Source organism: Bacillus sp. F9_6S_D1_P_5 (genome assembly GCF_054823925.1).
The window spans coordinates 92,173-107,876 of the sequence record NZ_JBTREW010000013.1; the positions used below are offsets into that span (position 1 = coordinate 92,173).

Below are 15,704 nucleotides of genomic sequence, written 5' to 3' on the forward strand. Positions count from 1 at the left end.
GTGGAGGTTAAATAGTGAAAGCTTCAACGTTACTATTTAAAATTGAAAGTAATATGGATCAATTTTCACCAGCTGAAAAGAAGGTTGCCATGTACATAATGGAGAATGCAGAGATTGTTCCAAACTTAACGACGAAAGAAGTGTCAACGAATGCGGGAGCAAGTGAAGCAAGTGTTGTTCGCTTTTGTAAATCGATTGGGATTGGAAGCTTTAAAGCATTTAAGATAGCGCTCGTTCGTGAATTAACGATTGCTGATTATAATATTAACGATTTTTCAGTGATGAATACGGAAGATGGACCGTACGACTTGTTTAATAAAGTTACATATGTGAATAAAGCTGCAATTGAGGCGAGCGTTACGGCGATAGATAAAAAAGAACTTGAGAAAGCTGCAGATCGTATTGTAAATGCGGGCAAAATTATATTTTACGGAGTAGGCGGATCAGCTACTCCAGCGATGGACGGGGCTTATAAATTTACAAGGCTCGGATTTACAGCGATGATGCTATCTGATTTTCATATGATGTTGCCGCTTGTGACGAATTTAAAAGAGGGCGATATATTTGTTGCGATTTCAACATCTGGTCGTACGAAAGATGTACTTGAAATGGCGCAATATGCGAAGAGACAAGGTGCAACAGTTATTGCGATTACGAAGCTTGATCAATTATCACCGTTATATAAAGAGGCGGATATTCGTCTTTGTATGCCAGATGTAGAACAAGATCATCGTATTGCGAGTATTGCTTCAAGAATGACACAGCTGAATATGATTGATGCCTTATATGTGATTACCTTTAATCGCATTGGTAATAAAGTGTTGGATCAATTTATGGAGACAAGAGAAGAAGCCTTGCGATTACGGAAGTTAAAATGAGAAGATGGGGAAACCCATCTTTTTTTGCATACTGACATAAATTCGTCATGGAAAGAAATAAAATTTCATAAAATATTAAAGCAATATTGATTTTAAATTTCTTAAATTTATAATGAAAGTATGAAATTAAATTTCAAAGTGGGTGGTAATATGTTAGAAAATTTATCGACAGAACATCGTAATGAGAAGACGATGAATTTAGATGAAATGGGCATAAAAGAAGTGTTACAAAGTATGAATGAAGAAGATCGAACTGTTGCGTTAGCAGTTGAAAATGAAATAGAAGAAATTGAAAAGGTTGTAAAGATTGTTATTAAATCCTTTGAAGAAGAGGGCCGTTTAATTTACATTGGGGCTGGTACGAGTGGCCGTTTAGGTATTTTAGATGCGGTTGAATGCCCGCCGACATTTGGTACAGATGATACAATGGTGCAAGGATTTATAGCAGGTGGGTTGAAAGCGTTTACTAAAGCAGTGGAAGGTGCTGAAGACCGCGAAGAGTTAGCAGAAGAAGATTTAAAAAGTATTGGATTAAACGAGAAAGATACAGTGATTGGAATTGCGGCAAGTGGTCGAACTCCTTATGTAATTGGCGGCTTGAAGTACGCGAATAGCGTAGGAGCGAGTACAGCTAGTATCTCTTGTAATAAAAATGCTGAAATAAGTAAATATGCAAAACTAAATGTGGAAGTAGAAACAGGCGCAGAAATTTTAACAGGCTCAACGCGTTTGAAGGCTGGTACAGCACAAAAATTAGTACTCAATATGATTTCAACAGCATCTATGATTGGTGTTGGGAAAGTATATAAAAATTTAATGGTAGATGTGCAATCTACAAATGAAAAGTTAGTAGAACGATCAAAACGAATTATTGTGGAAGCAACAGGCGCTAGTTATGAAGTAGCGGCAGAGTACTATGAAAAAGCAGAACGTAACGTGAAAGCTGCGATTGTTATGGTGCTATTGCAGTGTGAGTATGGGGAAGCACTGGAGAAACTAAAAGAAGCGAAAGGGTTTGTGAAGAAGGCATTATAAATAATAGGGAGGGGGATTCTATTATGAGGAAAGAAGAGAGAATGGCGAAAGAAATTTCGGAGCAACTTGGGGGAGTAAAAAATATTCGCGGTATTGCTCATTGTATGACGAGACTGCGATTAACGCTTCATGATGAAAGTAAAGTGAATATGGACCTTTTGAAAAAGGTTGAAGGGGTTATGGGTGTTATTGAAGATGAGACGCTTCAAGTTGTTGTTGGACCAGGAACGGTAAATAAAGTAGCAGCTGAGATGGAAGTTTTAACGGGACTCCGAATTGGTGAGGTGGCAGATCATCACCTTGAAGACCTTGGGCAAGAGATGAAGTCAGAGATTAAGAAGAAAAATAATACACCAGTGAAAAACTTTTTACGAAAAATAGGAAGTATTTTCATTCCGTTAATTCCGGGCCTTGTTGCGTCAGGTATTATAAACGGGGTCGCTAACTTTGCGAAAAACGCAGGTGCTGATCCGAATGCAACGTGGCTACAAATGTTGCTTTTAATTGGCGGCGGTATCTTTACATTTTTAGGAATTTTAGTCGGTTGGAATACAGCGAAAGAATTTGGTGGGACACCAGTTCTTGGAGCGATTGCGGGTATTTTAATTTTTAACCCAGCGATGGCGAACGTAAAATTATTTGGTGAAGCGCTCGTACCTGGACGGGGTGGATTGTTTGCAGTTATTTTTGCAGCGTGGCTTATGGTTGTAGTGGAAAGACAAGTTCGAAAAGCAGTGCCAAATGCAGTTGATATTATCATAACGCCGCTTATTACTGTGTTAGTCGTAAGTATCGTAACGATGTTAGCGATTCAGCCGGTAGCAGGTTTCTTATCTGAAGGAATTACAAGCGGAATTAATGGTATTTTAAGTATTGGCGGAGCATTTGCGGGAGCAGTGCTTGCGGGAACATTTTTACCGCTCGTTATGGTCGGGTTGCATCACGGTTTAACACCAATTCATATGGAGTTTATTAATCAAACGCACGTAACACCTTTATTACCAGTACTCGCAATGGCTGGAGCTGGGCAAGTAGGAGCAGCGATTGCGATTTTTGTTAAAACAAAAAACAAACGACTTCGTAACGTAATTAAAGGTGCATTGCCAGTTGGATTTTTAGGAATTGGCGAACCGTTATTATATGGGGTTACATTACCACTTGGGAAACCGTTTCTTACAGCTTGTTTAGGAGCAGCAGTTGGCGGCGCATTCCAAGCAGTTATGAAAACAGCCGCACTCGGAATTGGCGTATCAGGATTATCATTAATTCCGTTAATTGCTGATAATAAATATTTATTATATTTCCTTGGGTTAGTTGTGGCATATACGTTCGGATTCATCTTTACGTACTTCTTCGGATTCAAAGAAGAAATGGCAGAAAACATATAGAGAAAGGGATTCCTTTCTCTTTTTCTATTCATAGAAAGGGAGATTCATATGATAGGAGTTTCAATTTATCTTGCAAAAGAACGAGTAAAGAAACAAGAAGAGTGGCTAAAAGTAGCGAAGGAAAACGGGTTTTCATCTATTTTTACATCACTTCATATACCAGAGGATGATCCTGGTACGTATAAAGAGTTAATTCAAATACTTGGGAAGCAAGCTCTCGAAAATGAAATGGAATTAATGGTCGATGTTTCTCCAAAATCGTTACACCATTTAGGTATGACGTACGAAAATGTCGAAGAGTTAGTAAACTGGGGCATTACTGGTTTACGAATGGACTATGGCATCACGCCGAAAGAAATTGCGAGCGTATCTCATAAAATGAAAGTAGCTTTAAATGCGAGTACGATTACAGATTCATTTTGGAAAGAGTTAATCACTGAAAAGATACGGGTAGAGAATGTAGAAGCGTGGCATAATTTTTATCCGCGTCCAGAAACAGGACTGGCAAAATCATTCTTACAAAAACAAAACGAATACTTACATGAGTGCGGCATAAAAACGATGGCATTTATTCCGGGAGATGGGGAAAAACGTGGTCCGCTATATAAAGGCTTACCAACGTTAGAAAAGCATCGCAATATGCGCCCACTTGAAGCGTACTTAGAACTTGTACAACATTGTGGTGTCGATAAGGTGCTAATCGGAGATATAAGCGGAAGTGTAGAAAGTGTACAAGAGATAGCAAGTGCGAGTAGAGGGATTATTCCGCTGCGATATGAGCCATTGATAAAGGAAAGTGAAGCATTAAAAATGGTAGAACAAGTGCATACAAATAGACTAGATCCAGCTCGTGATGTCATTCGGTCTGTAGAATCGAGAGAAGAAAATAAAGTCGTGTTACAGCCGATGCATACTATTTCACGAAAGAAAGGTAGCATTACAATTGATAATGAATTGTATGGTAGATATGCTGGAGAGATGCAAGTTGCCACACATGATTTGCCTGTAGATGAGAAAGTGAATGTTGTTGGAATGGTTGTAGAAGAGGACTTGTCTTTATTGCCGTATGTTGGCGCTGGAAAAATGTTTCAACTTTTTTGCGCAATAGAGTAAAAGCTTGAATTAGCGCTATTTTGTAAGAAAACATTATCCGTAAAAGGGGTAATGTTTTTTGTTTTCTTAAAAAAAGTATTTGACGAATGAAATGAAATACCGTATTGTTTTGACTTGTAAATAAAATTTCACTATAACAAAACAAAAAGGAGAGTTCAAAATGAACCAATATATTGGGAATTTAATTATTCGCATCGTGTTAGGAGTGACATTCTTTGCGCACGGTTTAGCGAAGTTTCAATCAGGTATCGATAACGTAGCAGGATGGTTTACAAGCATCGGCTTACCAGGTGGTCTTGCATACGGCGTAGCAACTGTAGAATTAGTTGGTGGTATATTATTAATTATCGGTTTAGGCGTAAGATATGTAGGATTGTTATTCGCTCTTATTTTAGCTGGAGCTATCGTAAAGGTAAATGGAGCAGCTGGTTTATTAGGAGATGGAAAGAATCCAGGATATGAATTAGATCTTGCATTATTAGCAATGGGTGCGTATTTATTCGTTGTAAAAGCAGAAGGATATGTAGATCGTTTCTTAAAAGAGAAAGTCATGAAAACGAAGTAAACTTATTTATAAATTGTTGACTTGAATCATTATTGTAACTATAATGATTACAACGTATAGATTAAGAATATAAACTAAATATTTTTTACGCAAGGTGTAACGATTTTGGTTACATCTTGTGTGAAAAATAAATAAAATGGGAGGAAGTAACATGCCTAAATCAAATTTAGAAATAATTCGAAGTACATATGAAGGATCAGCTTCTTCGAATGCAAAACATTTAGTAGAAGCCCTCTCTGAAAAAGTAGAATGGACAGAGGCAGAAGGGTTCCCGTACGGGGGGACTTATATAGGTGTAGAAGCGATCATGGAAAATGTATTTAGCCGATTAGGATCAGAATGGGATGATTATAAAGCAAGTGTAAATACGTATCATGAAGTAAACGAAAAAGATGTAATTATTGCTGAAGGTGTTTATTCAGGAGTTTATAAAGAAACGGGAAAATCATTTGAAGCAGAATTTGTTCATGTATGGCAACTTGAGAACGGAAAAATTGTGAAGTTTAAGCAATATGTAGATAGTCATATTGTTAAGGAAGCGATGAAGAGCTAATGCTTTTTAAATGGATCGTGGGCATATGTATTACAATTATGGTAATTATCTCGTCTATAGTTGGTGGAAATAAATTGCTGGCATATGTAGAAAGAGAAAATAAAAATATTCAAACCCAGCGAGTAGCAAACGAAAAAGAGAAGAAAGTTGCAGAAGAAACTCCACAAGTTAGCGAAGGTGAAATTATTTCTACTATGCACAAAATGGTGCACCAAAAAGTAAAATCCTCTGAAAAATGGGGATTTGTAGAAATGACAACAAAAGAAATTTATAGCGTAAAGAAAGGGATTGAAAATAGTACAGATTTTCAATATAAAATGAAGTTATTTTCTATTATAAATAGATGGGAAAAAGGAGATTTTTCTCAAACTGTTGAGGAGCACAACTTTTTATGGAGCCTTCAAGGTGGAGATACTGGCAAGGCGACGGAACGTTTATCACCAGAAGAGGAAAAGCAGTATATAAAAGAAATGAAGAGTAAATAAAAACATCGCCAATTAGATGACGATGTTTTTTCCTTAAGAATGTTTTCGCATTAAAGCTCTAGTTGGCTGAACAGCAACTGTTTTGAAATGAGAAAATAAATAGCATCCTGTCACAACGATCATTGTTCCTACAATTTGTATCCATGTTAGTTCTTCACCGAGGAAAAGGAATGCTAAAATAGCTGTGAAAATTGGATTGAAGTTTAGAAAAATGCCAGATGTAGTTGCTCCTAATTTTTGTACGCCGACATTCCAAAATACCATACAAAGAACTGTGGAAATAAGCCCTGTATATAAAAGTGAAGTTATGAAAGAAGTATTTATATTTGTAACAGTGAAGCTCCCTATATTAAATGGCAGTAATAAAATAACGCCGAAAATACCAGAGTATAGCGTGGCCATAAGTGGTGTCGTCGTTTTTGTTGCCCATTTACTACAAACAGAATACATTCCCCAAATACAAACAGCCGCAATCATCCATAAGTCGCCGATATTAAAATGTAGTGAAAATAAAAGGGCAAAGTTACCTTTTAATAGGACAAGAATAACTCCAAAGAATGAAAGAATCATGGATAGAATTTGAAGTGTATTTACTTTTTCTTTTAGAAATAATACTGAAAATAGTGCAATTGAAATTGCATTTAATGTAGAAATAAGCCCGACATTCGTTGCGGATGTTTTTTCTAGTGCTAAAAATTGAAAGATGTTAAAAAGAGCGACCCCTGAAATCCCCATGAGTATTAACGGAAGTATTGCAGCGCGAGGCGGGATGATCTTCTTTTCTTTAAACCATACCATCGGTAATAAGCAAACGATCGCAATCATCCATCTTAAACTTGTAAGTGTCATCGGAGACGCGTGATCAACGAGCGATTTTCCAACGACGAAATTTCCTCCCCATAATAAGCTCGTTAGTAATAGTAAAAAGACATAAAAATAAGGCATATTAAAATCCCCTTTGTTGTAATCAATATGAATTTTAAATAATTTTAGCATTTTTCTTTATTGTGTAATATATTATTTTGTATAATAGATAAAAGTTGATAATATATTTTGTTTTGGATGATATTTATGGAAAGGTATTCAGTTTTATATAGATTATAAGTTGTTTTTTCGAATAATCATCGGTAATAAAAAGGGGGAATTTTGATGGAGTCGTCTGTTATTAAAGTGTTAGATGATTTGGACGTACAAATTTTAGATATATTGCAGAAGGAATCACATGTAAGTAATGCAGAGCTTGCGCGACGAGTTAATTTATCACCAGCTGCGATGCATGCGAGAATAAAAAGATTAGATGGAGAAGGATTCATTGATAAGCAAGTAGCCATTTTAAATCAAGAAAAGCTTGGTTTTGATTTGTTATGCTTCATTTTTATGAGTACGAATATTCATCAATCGGATAAGCTTGAAGTGTTGGAAAAAGAATTAGAATCGATGCCTGAAGTGTTAGAATGTCACTGTTTAACAGGAGAGTATGATTATTTATTAAAGGTTGCAAATCGTGATCGTAAAGAGCTAGAGCAGTTTATTAGAAAGCTGAATAAGCTTGGTATTACAAGGATACAGACGAGTTTAGCACTTCGTGAAATTAAATATTCGACAGTATTACCGATACGAAATGAGGAACCAAGCATCGACTAGATTGCTTGGTTTTTTGTTTGTATAAAGTAATTGACGGGGAGAAAAGAGAGATGTATTATTATATAAAATTATGTATTAATATTCATTTAATTTTATAAATATTAATATCAGGGACAAGGGGATAAAATATGAAAATCTTTAATGCAGTTACGAGTGATGTGAAAGAAATTTATAGTCTCATTGAAGTTTATGCAAAAGAGGGAGTGGTTTTACCGCGTTCTCTTTTATCTCTCTATCAATATTTACAATGTTTATATGTTATGAAAGAAGGGGAAGAAATCGTTGGAGTTGCTGGTTTACATGTGTTAGGGGAGGATCTTGCAGAAGTCCGTTCGCTAGTCGTTTCGCATACATATGCAGGGAAAGGAATCGGGCGTATGTTAGTGAACCATGTAATAAATGAGGCAGCGAAAATAAAAGTGAGTAGAGTCATTTCTTTAACATATGAAACGGAATTTTTTCAAAAGTGCGGGTTTAATTTTGTGAATAGAGAAGCGCTACCAGAAAAAGTATGGATTGATTGTAGACATTGTCCAAAGGTAGATTATTGTGATGAGGTGGCGATGATTCGGTATGTTGGGTGAAAAAAGTAAAAAAGAGCAGCTAGCATAAGCTAACTGCTCTATTAAAGGGATCTCTCCAAGGGGGAGTGGAGAAAATATTATGTTACTAGCAGTATTGACAGATTATTAGGAAATATACAAATCGGATGAAATAAATTTTAAATAAACTTTTGGCATTGACAGTTTTTAAAATATTCATGTACAATATTTATGAATGACATTCAGTCATATTTATATAAAAGGGTGTAGTGAGTTTAGCAACTGAACAAATACAATGGTAAATGAGGATGATAGTTGTTTTATATATAGTAGTGATGAAAGGGTATATTTTTTTAAAACAAAAATGACTGATAGTCAGTCATAAGGGGTGAGAGGTATGAAGAATAGAGCTTGGTTATATGTCATATTAACATGTATCTTTGAAATTTTTTGGGTGTTTGGTTTTAATACGGCCGATACTTGGTGGCATTGGATTATTATTTTAGGCGTTATCGCTGTTGATTTTCACTTCCTTTCTAAAGCGTGTGAGCATCTTGCAACAGGGACTGTATATGCCATTTTCGCCGGAGCTGGTACGGTAGGTACTTTCTTAATGGATGTATTCCTTTTCGGCGGAAGTTTCAGTGTAGGGAAATTATTCTTTATTGTAATGGTTGTAGCTGGCGTTATCGGTTTAAAGCTAGCTGATAATAAGGAAGAAACTGTGGAAGGAGCTGCTTAAAAATGGGTTGGTTTTTCGTATTTTGTGCTGCAATTAGTGAAATAGTTGGTGTGATCGGTCTAAAAATGTATAGTAAAGATAAAACGTTAGCAAATGGAGCACTTTATATAGGCGGGTTTGCTACATCCTTCGCATTCTTGTATACATCTTTCTTATTCTTACAAGTCAGTGTCGCGTATGCGGTTTGGATTGGTATTGGAACAGCAGGTGCCGTTTTATTAAACATGTTCCTGTTTGGTGAGTCGAAAAGTAAAGCACGTATCATTAGTGTGGCCCTTATTGTATGTGGAGTGACAGGATTAAAAGCTCTTTCGTAAAGATATACTGTATCTCCTAACAAGTTGTTAGGAGATTTTTATTATAAAAAGTGCACGATAATTGACAGTACAGCTACTTATTTTATAAAATGAGTGACAGTCATTCAATACGCGTGTGAAAGGGTTCAGATGATGAATAAAAAAGAGAAAATTGTCTATGCAGCTATTGAAGTGTTTCAGGAAAAGGGCGTTGAAAAAACGAAGATTTCTGATATCGTGAAATTGGCTGGCATTGCCCAAGGAACTTTCTATTTATATTTTCCTTCTAAGTTATCTGTTATGCCTGCAATAGCAGAAGTGATGGTTGAGAAGATGATCCTTGCAGTGAAAGAAAAAGTGCAAAACGATGCGCCTTTTTCAAGTAAAGTTACGCAAGTAATAGATGCGGTATTTCACTTCATAGCGGAATATCGTGAAATACAAGCTTTAATGTATGCAGGTCTTGCATCTACAGAACATATAAAAGAATGGGAAGCTGTGTATGAGCCTCTTTATATGTGGCTAAGTGAATTTTTAAATGAGGCGAAAGAAGCTGGTGAAATTCGTGATTCGGTTCATGCAGAGCGAACAGCGAAGTTATTTATCGCTCTAGTTGAATCAGCAGCGGAACAAGTTTATTTATATGATCATAAAGATGATGAGCAAGTCGAGCTACAAAAGGCTGAAGTACTAGATTTTTTAACACATGCACTACATATAAAGAAGTAGTAAGATGAACCTGTCTGAGAAGGTAGGTTCATTTTTGAGGAAAAATGAATGATAGTCATTCACCTAATACTTATGTATGTGTGGAAGGATAGAGTGAAATTCTAATGAGTGGAGGCATTTCTACTCATGATTAGCCCACAAATAGCAGGATAAAGAAAAAGCTTCTTGGGTATTATTTTTTGAGAGGAGCTTACGGGAAGAGGTGTTAAAAGTGAAGAAACCGATAAAAGAACAAAAGATGGTATTGGTCATTCTTTTGAGTAATATATTTATCGCTTTTTTAGGGATTGGATTAATCATTCCGGTTATGCCGTCCTTTATGAATGACATGCATTTAACAGGGAAGACGATGGGTTACCTCGTTGCAGTGTTTGCAATGGCTCAGCTTATTACATCACCTATTACAGGCCGGTGGGTCGACCTGTACGGCAGGAAGAAAATGATCATCATTGGATTATTTATTTTTGGTGTTTCAGAACTTCTTTTTGGATTAGGAAAAGATGTGTGGATGCTTTATGTAGCGAGGGTGCTAGGCGGAATTAGTGCTGCGTTTATTATGCCTGGTGTTACGGCATATGTTGCGGATATTACATCTATGCAGGAACGTCCAAAGGCGATGGGATATTTATCTGCGGCAATTAGTACTGGATTTATTATAGGGCCTGGAATTGGCGGATTTATTGCAGAGTACGGTATACGTGTGCCGTTTTTCGTTGCAGCAGCAATTGCATTTATAGCATGTGTAATTTCAATCTTTATTTTAAAAGAGCCGTTAACGAAAGAAGAGCTTGCAGAGATTTCGGCTAACACGAAAGAATCAAGCTTTATTGGTGATTTAAAGAAATCATTACATCCAATGTACGCAATTGCATTTATTATCGTATTTGTACTCGCATTCGGATTATCAGCGTATGAAACTGTGTTTAGTCTGTTTTCTGATCATAAGTTTGGATTCACACCGAAAGATATTGCGGCAATTATTACAATTAGTTCTATCTTTGGGGTAGTTGTGCAAGTATTTATGTTTGGTAAATTGGTTGATATATTCGGTGAAAAAGTGTTAATTCAAATCTGTTTAATTGTAGGTGCAGTATTAGCATTCGTTTCAACTGTAGTCTTTAATTATTGGATTGTACTTCTCGTTACGTGCTTCATTTTCCTTGCATTTGATTTACTTCGTCCAGCTTTAACGACGTTTTTATCAAAAGCAGCTGGGAAAGAGCAAGGATTCGTTGCTGGTATGAACTCAACATATACGAGTTTAGGAAATATAGCAGGACCAGCGATGGGCGGAATATTATTTGATATGAATATTCATTATCCATATGCATTTTCAGGAGTTGTTTTAATAGTTGGTCTCGCTATTACATTTATGTGGAGAGAGAAACAGCTAGCTGAAAGTTTTGCGAAGTAATCAAACCCCTTACGACGGTAAGGGGTTTTTGTTTTATTCTGCTATTTATGGGAGGCGGGCTGCCCGTAAAAGCCCGATTGGTGGGGCTGATTAAAGTTTCACTTTATAAAAACTCACATTTTAAGACATGGATGGCTGTATCCATAACTTCGCAAAATTTGCCCAACCGAATGAATCAATTGTTACATTTTTTAGAGAAGAAGGGTATGTTTTTCTTTTTAAAACGTGATAGTTAAATAAAATGATGTTCTCTGCTTGTAAAAATTCTTCGATTTCATACATGAGCTCATAGCGTTTTTCTTTATTTTCCTCTAATAAAAATGTATCAAGTAAACAGTTAATTTGTTTTTCATAGTGCGGGTCCATGAACCGATTTACGAAGCAACTTTTATTTTTAAACACATTTAAGAATGCGAGTTCATGATCGGCATCAAATACTTCTCCCATGAAAATAATATCGGCATGTGTATCGATAGAACGATCCATATAATCTGAAACGAGAAATGGGTGAAGTTCTACGTGTATTCCTAATTGTCCGCAACGTTCTTTTAGGAAATGTGCGTCATTTGCACTATCTTTAAATGCGAAGAAATAAATATGTATTGTTTCGCCGTTATAGGTGCTCTTTTTTAAATACTCTTTCGCTTTTTCTAAAGAGTAGGACCTTTTAGTAGCTTGGCGGCTTCTTTCAGGGAAAAAGCTTGATGCAGCAATTGTTCGTCTACCCTCTATGCTACGAAGTATCGTTTCAACGTCGTATATTTCTCTCCAAGCTTTTCGAAAGTATATGTCGTGATGAGGACCGGGTTTTGTAAAGTTGAAGCCAGCATAAATACAACCTATTTCTTCTATTTGTATATCATGTCTTTCATTCTCTTCTTCATTTGGTAGTTCATAATCAGCATCTATTTGCACATGATCAGGAATACCCCAAAATTCAATTCGGTCTAATAACGCGCGTTCTTTAAAATAATGGGTGAACGCTTCGAGTACGATATTGTCTTCAGAGTAATGAGCAAGTTTGAATGGTCCAGTACCTATATAATGATGATTTTCAATACTAGCATCACGCGGCAAAATTGCTAGTTGCATGGAACTTACATAGTGTAAAAAAAATAAGTTGGGTTTTGCTAAATGGAATCGAATTTGCAGTGGTGATGGTGTTTCAATTTGAACAATTTCTTCTATTAACCATTCGAAAGGAGAGTGAACTTGCTTTAATCGTTCAAATGAAAACTGTACATCTTTAGAAGTTAAAACGGTTTCGTTATGAAAATGTATATCCTTTCGCAAATAAAAGGTCCACGTAAGCCCATCTTCACTTAATTCCCAAGTATGCGCAATGTGTGGCTCTATTTTTTCAGTAACATCGTTATAAACGACTAACGTGTCAAAAATTTGACTTGTAAGATGGCTCTCCGTTGTTACAGCTACAAAAGCCGGATCTAATGGGAATATCTTTCTCGATATAGGAATCTTTAATATGTCGTACATATCATTTGAAGGTTCGTATCCAAAATGATGATGTAGTTTATTTTCTATTTTTTTTTGAAGTGCAGGAGGTAGCGGTTCTTTTAAAAGAAGAAAAACATCCTTTAATTTTTCTTGCGCTAACAGTTCATCTGTATAGCATTCAATCGCTTCTACGAAATTATGTATAAATAAGATTTCTGTTTTATTCCCGCGGCCACGCCCTGGAGTCCAATGAATTAATTGTTCCGCACTCATTTTCTTTAATAAAATCTTTACGTTTTTCGTACTGCAATATAAAACATCCGCTAATTCTTGTAAGCTATTTCGTATATGTTGTTGATCTTGTGCATGTAGTCTTAGTCTAATGTAATAGTCCATAATTTTCATATATACACTTCCTTCTATCATAAAAGGGGAAACTCTTTAGAATATTCTAACCTTTTTCTTCCTTTTTTTCAAAGTAAAATAAGTAAGCATAAGGAGGGGGAAACAATGGGGTTTTGGAGTATGCATCGAAATATAAAGATTAGAATTATAACTTCTTTTTTAACACGTACGGTGTCCACGATGATTTTTCCATTTATGGCGATTTATTTTTCAATAAAATTAGGTAGTGCAATTGCTGGTGCGTTACTACTCATTAATGTCATAGCTTCATTAGTAATTGGTTTATACGGTGGATATGTTGGAGATAGGCTTGGTCGTAAAAAGGTGATGATTATCGGTCAAAGTATACAAGTCATTTCCATTGCTTGTATGGGAGTTGCCAATTCAGATTATGTAGATTCACCGTGGCTAACATTTATATTTATGTTAGTGAATAGTTTAGGGTCTGGTCTTATGAATCCTGCGACAGAGGCGATGTTAATTGATGTGAGTACACCTGAAAATCGAAAAGTGATGTACAGCATCAACTACTGGGCAATTAATTTATCCATTGCGATTGGAGCGATATTTGGAGGGTTACTATTTGAAAACTATAGATTACAATTGTTTATCGTATTAACGCTTGTTGCTGTTATTACTTTATATGTGATGGCTGTATATATGGAAGAAGTGTATGTAGCACGAAAAACGGTGGAGAAGAAAAATGTATTAAAAGATATGGCGGATAGTTATAAAGTCGTAATGAAAGATAGAGCATTTTTAATTTTTTGTGCAGCAAGTATATGTACATTATCTTTAGAGTTTCAAGTTAATAATTATTTAGGGGTACGTTTGCAGCAGGAATTTGAAACGGTGCACTTTTTCCTTGGGAATGGTGTTACGTTTGATTTAACAGGTATTCGAATGATGAGCTGGATTTCAGCAGAGAATACAATTTTAGTTGTGTTATGTTCGGCGCTTCTTATTAAAATGCTGAAAAGCTTTAACGATTTGAAAATCTTATATGTAGGCTTATTCATTTACACGATTGGCTTTACAATACTCGGAACGAGCAATAGCTTATGGATCTTATTAATTGCAGGGCTTTTCCAAACGGTAGGTGAGATGATGTATGTGCCAGTACGTCAATCTATTATGGCAGATATGGTGCCAAATGAGGCAAGAGGTTCATACATGGCGATTAACGGAATGGTCTTTCAAGTGGCAAAAATGAACGGGGCATTAGGTGTTATGTTAGGTTCATTTCTTGCATCTTGGGGCATGAGTGCTCTGTACTTTATCGTTGGTATGAGCAGTATTTTATTATTTATGAAGGCGATTGGGAAAGAGAAGTATGAGGGGGAGAGAAATGCTTCTCAGATTGGATAAAACTATATAAAAAGCGAACGGACTGGACTCGCTTTTTATATAATTTTTAGAACGGATCAACTTCAGCTAAGTCTGGAGTGGTACTAGGCTGTAGCAAAAGCTTTTTTAGTGTTCCTACTTCAGAAAGAGCTACTAATATGTAGTCACTAATCAGTACAATAATCCCAATGACGCGTAACGTTTGTAAGCTCACTTCACGAGTATTTGTTTCAGTAGGATTTGGGGGCGTTGAAGGTGGAGTGTTATTCATAATTAAGGCTCCCATCTTTTTTATTTATATATGTGTAAAATTATTATTTAACTTATGGATAGGAATCGTATAGTCATTTTCACTATATGAGAAATGACTATGAAAAGTGATTAGAAATTTGGGGACGAGAAAAGAGTGTAAACCAAAAGGTCATTAAAATTGCACTTTTGGATTACACTCTTTTTATTTATCTCGCTATTTGTGGAGGTCGAATTGCCTGTAAACGACCAGTTGGTGAGGGCTAATAATCAGTAGGGGATGAACAAAACTCCACTGATTAAATTTTTTTCATACAAATAAAATGAGGTTAACCAAAATAACTATCCTAATATACGTAACGATTCTTCAATAAACGCTGGGATATCCTCCGGTTGTCTACTTGTGACTAGCTGATTTTGGCATACGACAACCTCTTTGTCATGAAAATGTCCACCAGCATTTTTTAAGTCGACCTCAATAGATTTATATCCAGTCACATCGCGTCCTTCAAGTGTTTGTGCAGTGATGAGTAATTGGGGTCCGTGACAAATAGCAAAAACAGGTTTTTTCGCATCCATAAATGCTTTGCTAAAGCGAACAAAACGTTCATCTGCACGAAGTATATCTGGGGAAAATCCGCCTGGTATGAAGAGGGCATCAAAGTTCTCTGGAGAAACATCATCGATACCTTTATCAATTAAAACTTCACTTTTTCCTTGTTTACCGTGTACCGTTTTACCTTTTTCTGCTTCAATAGTTGTTAATTCATATCCCTTTTGTTTAAAAGCTTCTGCTGGCTCTGTGTATTCTGTGTCCTCGAAATAATCTGTTATTAAAGTAGCAATTTTTTTACTCATTCTCAT

Annotated in this window: 18 protein-coding genes; 14 read left to right on the plus strand and 4 right to left on the minus strand. The window is 36.0% G+C overall.

Annotated elements, in window-relative coordinates:
• The first annotated feature begins 14 nt into the window (after positions 1–14).
• The 7 genes from ACUXEY_RS17375 to ACUXEY_RS17405 all read left to right on the plus strand — a co-directional run bounded on the left by ACUXEY_RS17375 (position 15) and on the right by ACUXEY_RS17405 (position 6,017).
• On the plus strand, positions 15–878 hold the full coding sequence (locus tag ACUXEY_RS17375; protein WP_461301213.1) for a MurR/RpiR family transcriptional regulator: 864 nt from the start codon (positions 15–17) through the stop codon (positions 876–878).
• Positions 879–1,028: 150 nt separating this feature from the next.
• Positions 1,029–1,913 carry an N-acetylmuramic acid 6-phosphate etherase gene (gene murQ / locus ACUXEY_RS17380; protein WP_429600943.1) on the plus strand — a complete coding sequence of 295 codons (885 nt, stop codon included), beginning with the start codon at positions 1,029–1,031 and terminating at the stop codon, positions 1,911–1,913.
• A 23-nt stretch (positions 1,914–1,936) separates the two neighbouring features.
• Complete coding sequence (locus ACUXEY_RS17385) at positions 1,937–3,301, plus strand: PTS transporter subunit EIIC (RefSeq protein ID WP_461301214.1); 1,365 nt, start codon at positions 1,937–1,939, stop codon at positions 3,299–3,301.
• A gap of 48 nt (positions 3,302–3,349) precedes the next feature.
• Positions 3,350–4,414, plus strand: a complete 1,065-nt coding sequence (locus ACUXEY_RS17390; RefSeq protein ID WP_461301215.1) for a DUF871 domain-containing protein — start codon at positions 3,350–3,352, stop codon at positions 4,412–4,414.
• A gap of 160 nt (positions 4,415–4,574) precedes the next feature.
• Entirely contained in the window at positions 4,575–4,979 is a 405-nt protein-coding gene (locus tag ACUXEY_RS17395; RefSeq protein ID WP_001077748.1) for a DoxX family protein, read from the plus strand.
• Positions 4,980–5,130: 151 nt separating this feature from the next.
• Entirely contained in the window at positions 5,131–5,532 is a 402-nt protein-coding gene (locus tag ACUXEY_RS17400) for a nuclear transport factor 2 family protein (RefSeq protein WP_461301216.1), read from the plus strand.
• On the plus strand, positions 5,532–6,017 hold the full coding sequence (locus ACUXEY_RS17405) for a PRK06770 family protein (protein ID WP_461301217.1): 486 nt from the start codon (positions 5,532–5,534) through the stop codon (positions 6,015–6,017). The genes ACUXEY_RS17400 and ACUXEY_RS17405 overlap by 1 nt, the downstream gene beginning before the upstream one ends.
• Positions 6,018–6,050: 33 nt before the next feature.
• Here the strand turns inward: ACUXEY_RS17405 and ACUXEY_RS17410 are convergent, their stop codons facing one another.
• Positions 6,051–6,962 carry a DMT family transporter gene (locus tag ACUXEY_RS17410; protein ID WP_166705166.1) on the minus strand — a complete coding sequence of 304 codons (912 nt, stop codon included), beginning with the start codon at positions 6,960–6,962 and terminating at the stop codon, positions 6,051–6,053.
• A gap of 204 nt (positions 6,963–7,166) precedes the next feature.
• On the opposite strand from ACUXEY_RS17410, the gene ACUXEY_RS17415 reads away from it, so the two are divergent.
• From ACUXEY_RS17415 to ACUXEY_RS17440, 6 genes are all read left to right on the plus strand, one after another.
• Entirely contained in the window at positions 7,167–7,661 is a 495-nt protein-coding gene (locus ACUXEY_RS17415; protein WP_016089188.1) for an Lrp/AsnC family transcriptional regulator, read from the plus strand.
• Positions 7,662–7,789: 128 nt separating this feature from the next.
• Positions 7,790–8,245 (plus strand): N-acetyltransferase, encoded by a 456-nt coding sequence (locus ACUXEY_RS17420; protein ID WP_461301218.1) that lies wholly within the window; start codon positions 7,790–7,792, stop codon positions 8,243–8,245.
• 355 nt (positions 8,246–8,600) lie between these two features.
• On the plus strand, positions 8,601–8,945 hold the full coding sequence (locus ACUXEY_RS17425; RefSeq protein ID WP_000796014.1) for a DMT family transporter: 345 nt from the start codon (positions 8,601–8,603) through the stop codon (positions 8,943–8,945).
• A gap of 2 nt (positions 8,946–8,947) precedes the next feature.
• A complete protein-coding gene (locus tag ACUXEY_RS17430) occupies positions 8,948–9,262 on the plus strand; it encodes a DMT family transporter (protein ID WP_000539674.1) in 315 nt (104 codons plus the stop codon).
• A gap of 129 nt (positions 9,263–9,391) precedes the next feature.
• On the plus strand, positions 9,392–9,970 hold the full coding sequence (locus ACUXEY_RS17435) for a TetR family transcriptional regulator (RefSeq protein WP_001996782.1): 579 nt from the start codon (positions 9,392–9,394) through the stop codon (positions 9,968–9,970).
• 211 nt (positions 9,971–10,181) lie between these two features.
• A complete protein-coding gene (locus ACUXEY_RS17440; RefSeq protein WP_166705167.1) occupies positions 10,182–11,384 on the plus strand; it encodes an MFS transporter in 1,203 nt (400 codons plus the stop codon).
• A 120-nt stretch (positions 11,385–11,504) separates the two neighbouring features.
• Here the strand turns inward: ACUXEY_RS17440 and ACUXEY_RS17445 are convergent, their stop codons facing one another.
• Positions 11,505–13,265 carry an SgrR family transcriptional regulator gene (locus ACUXEY_RS17445; protein ID WP_461301219.1) on the minus strand — a complete coding sequence of 587 codons (1,761 nt, stop codon included), beginning with the start codon at positions 13,263–13,265 and terminating at the stop codon, positions 11,505–11,507.
• Between the two features lie 84 nt (positions 13,266–13,349).
• Between ACUXEY_RS17445 and ACUXEY_RS17450 the strand changes: the two genes are divergently transcribed.
• Positions 13,350–14,612, plus strand: coding sequence for an MDR family MFS transporter (locus tag ACUXEY_RS17450; RefSeq protein ID WP_461301220.1), 1,263 nt, complete (start codon positions 13,350–13,352; stop codon positions 14,610–14,612).
• A gap of 46 nt (positions 14,613–14,658) precedes the next feature.
• Here ACUXEY_RS17450 and ACUXEY_RS17455 read toward each other — a convergent pair whose 3' ends face one another.
• Together ACUXEY_RS17455 and ACUXEY_RS17460 are read right to left on the minus strand one after the other, a co-directional pair.
• Complete coding sequence (locus ACUXEY_RS17455; RefSeq protein WP_461301221.1) at positions 14,659–14,862, minus strand: hypothetical protein; 204 nt, start codon at positions 14,860–14,862, stop codon at positions 14,659–14,661.
• Positions 14,863–15,182: 320 nt separating this feature from the next.
• The gene (locus ACUXEY_RS17460; RefSeq protein WP_461301222.1) at positions 15,183–15,698 is read right to left on the minus strand and encodes a type 1 glutamine amidotransferase domain-containing protein; all 516 of its coding nucleotides are present in this window, start codon (positions 15,696–15,698) and stop codon (positions 15,183–15,185) included.
• Positions 15,699–15,704: the final 6 nt, after the last annotated feature.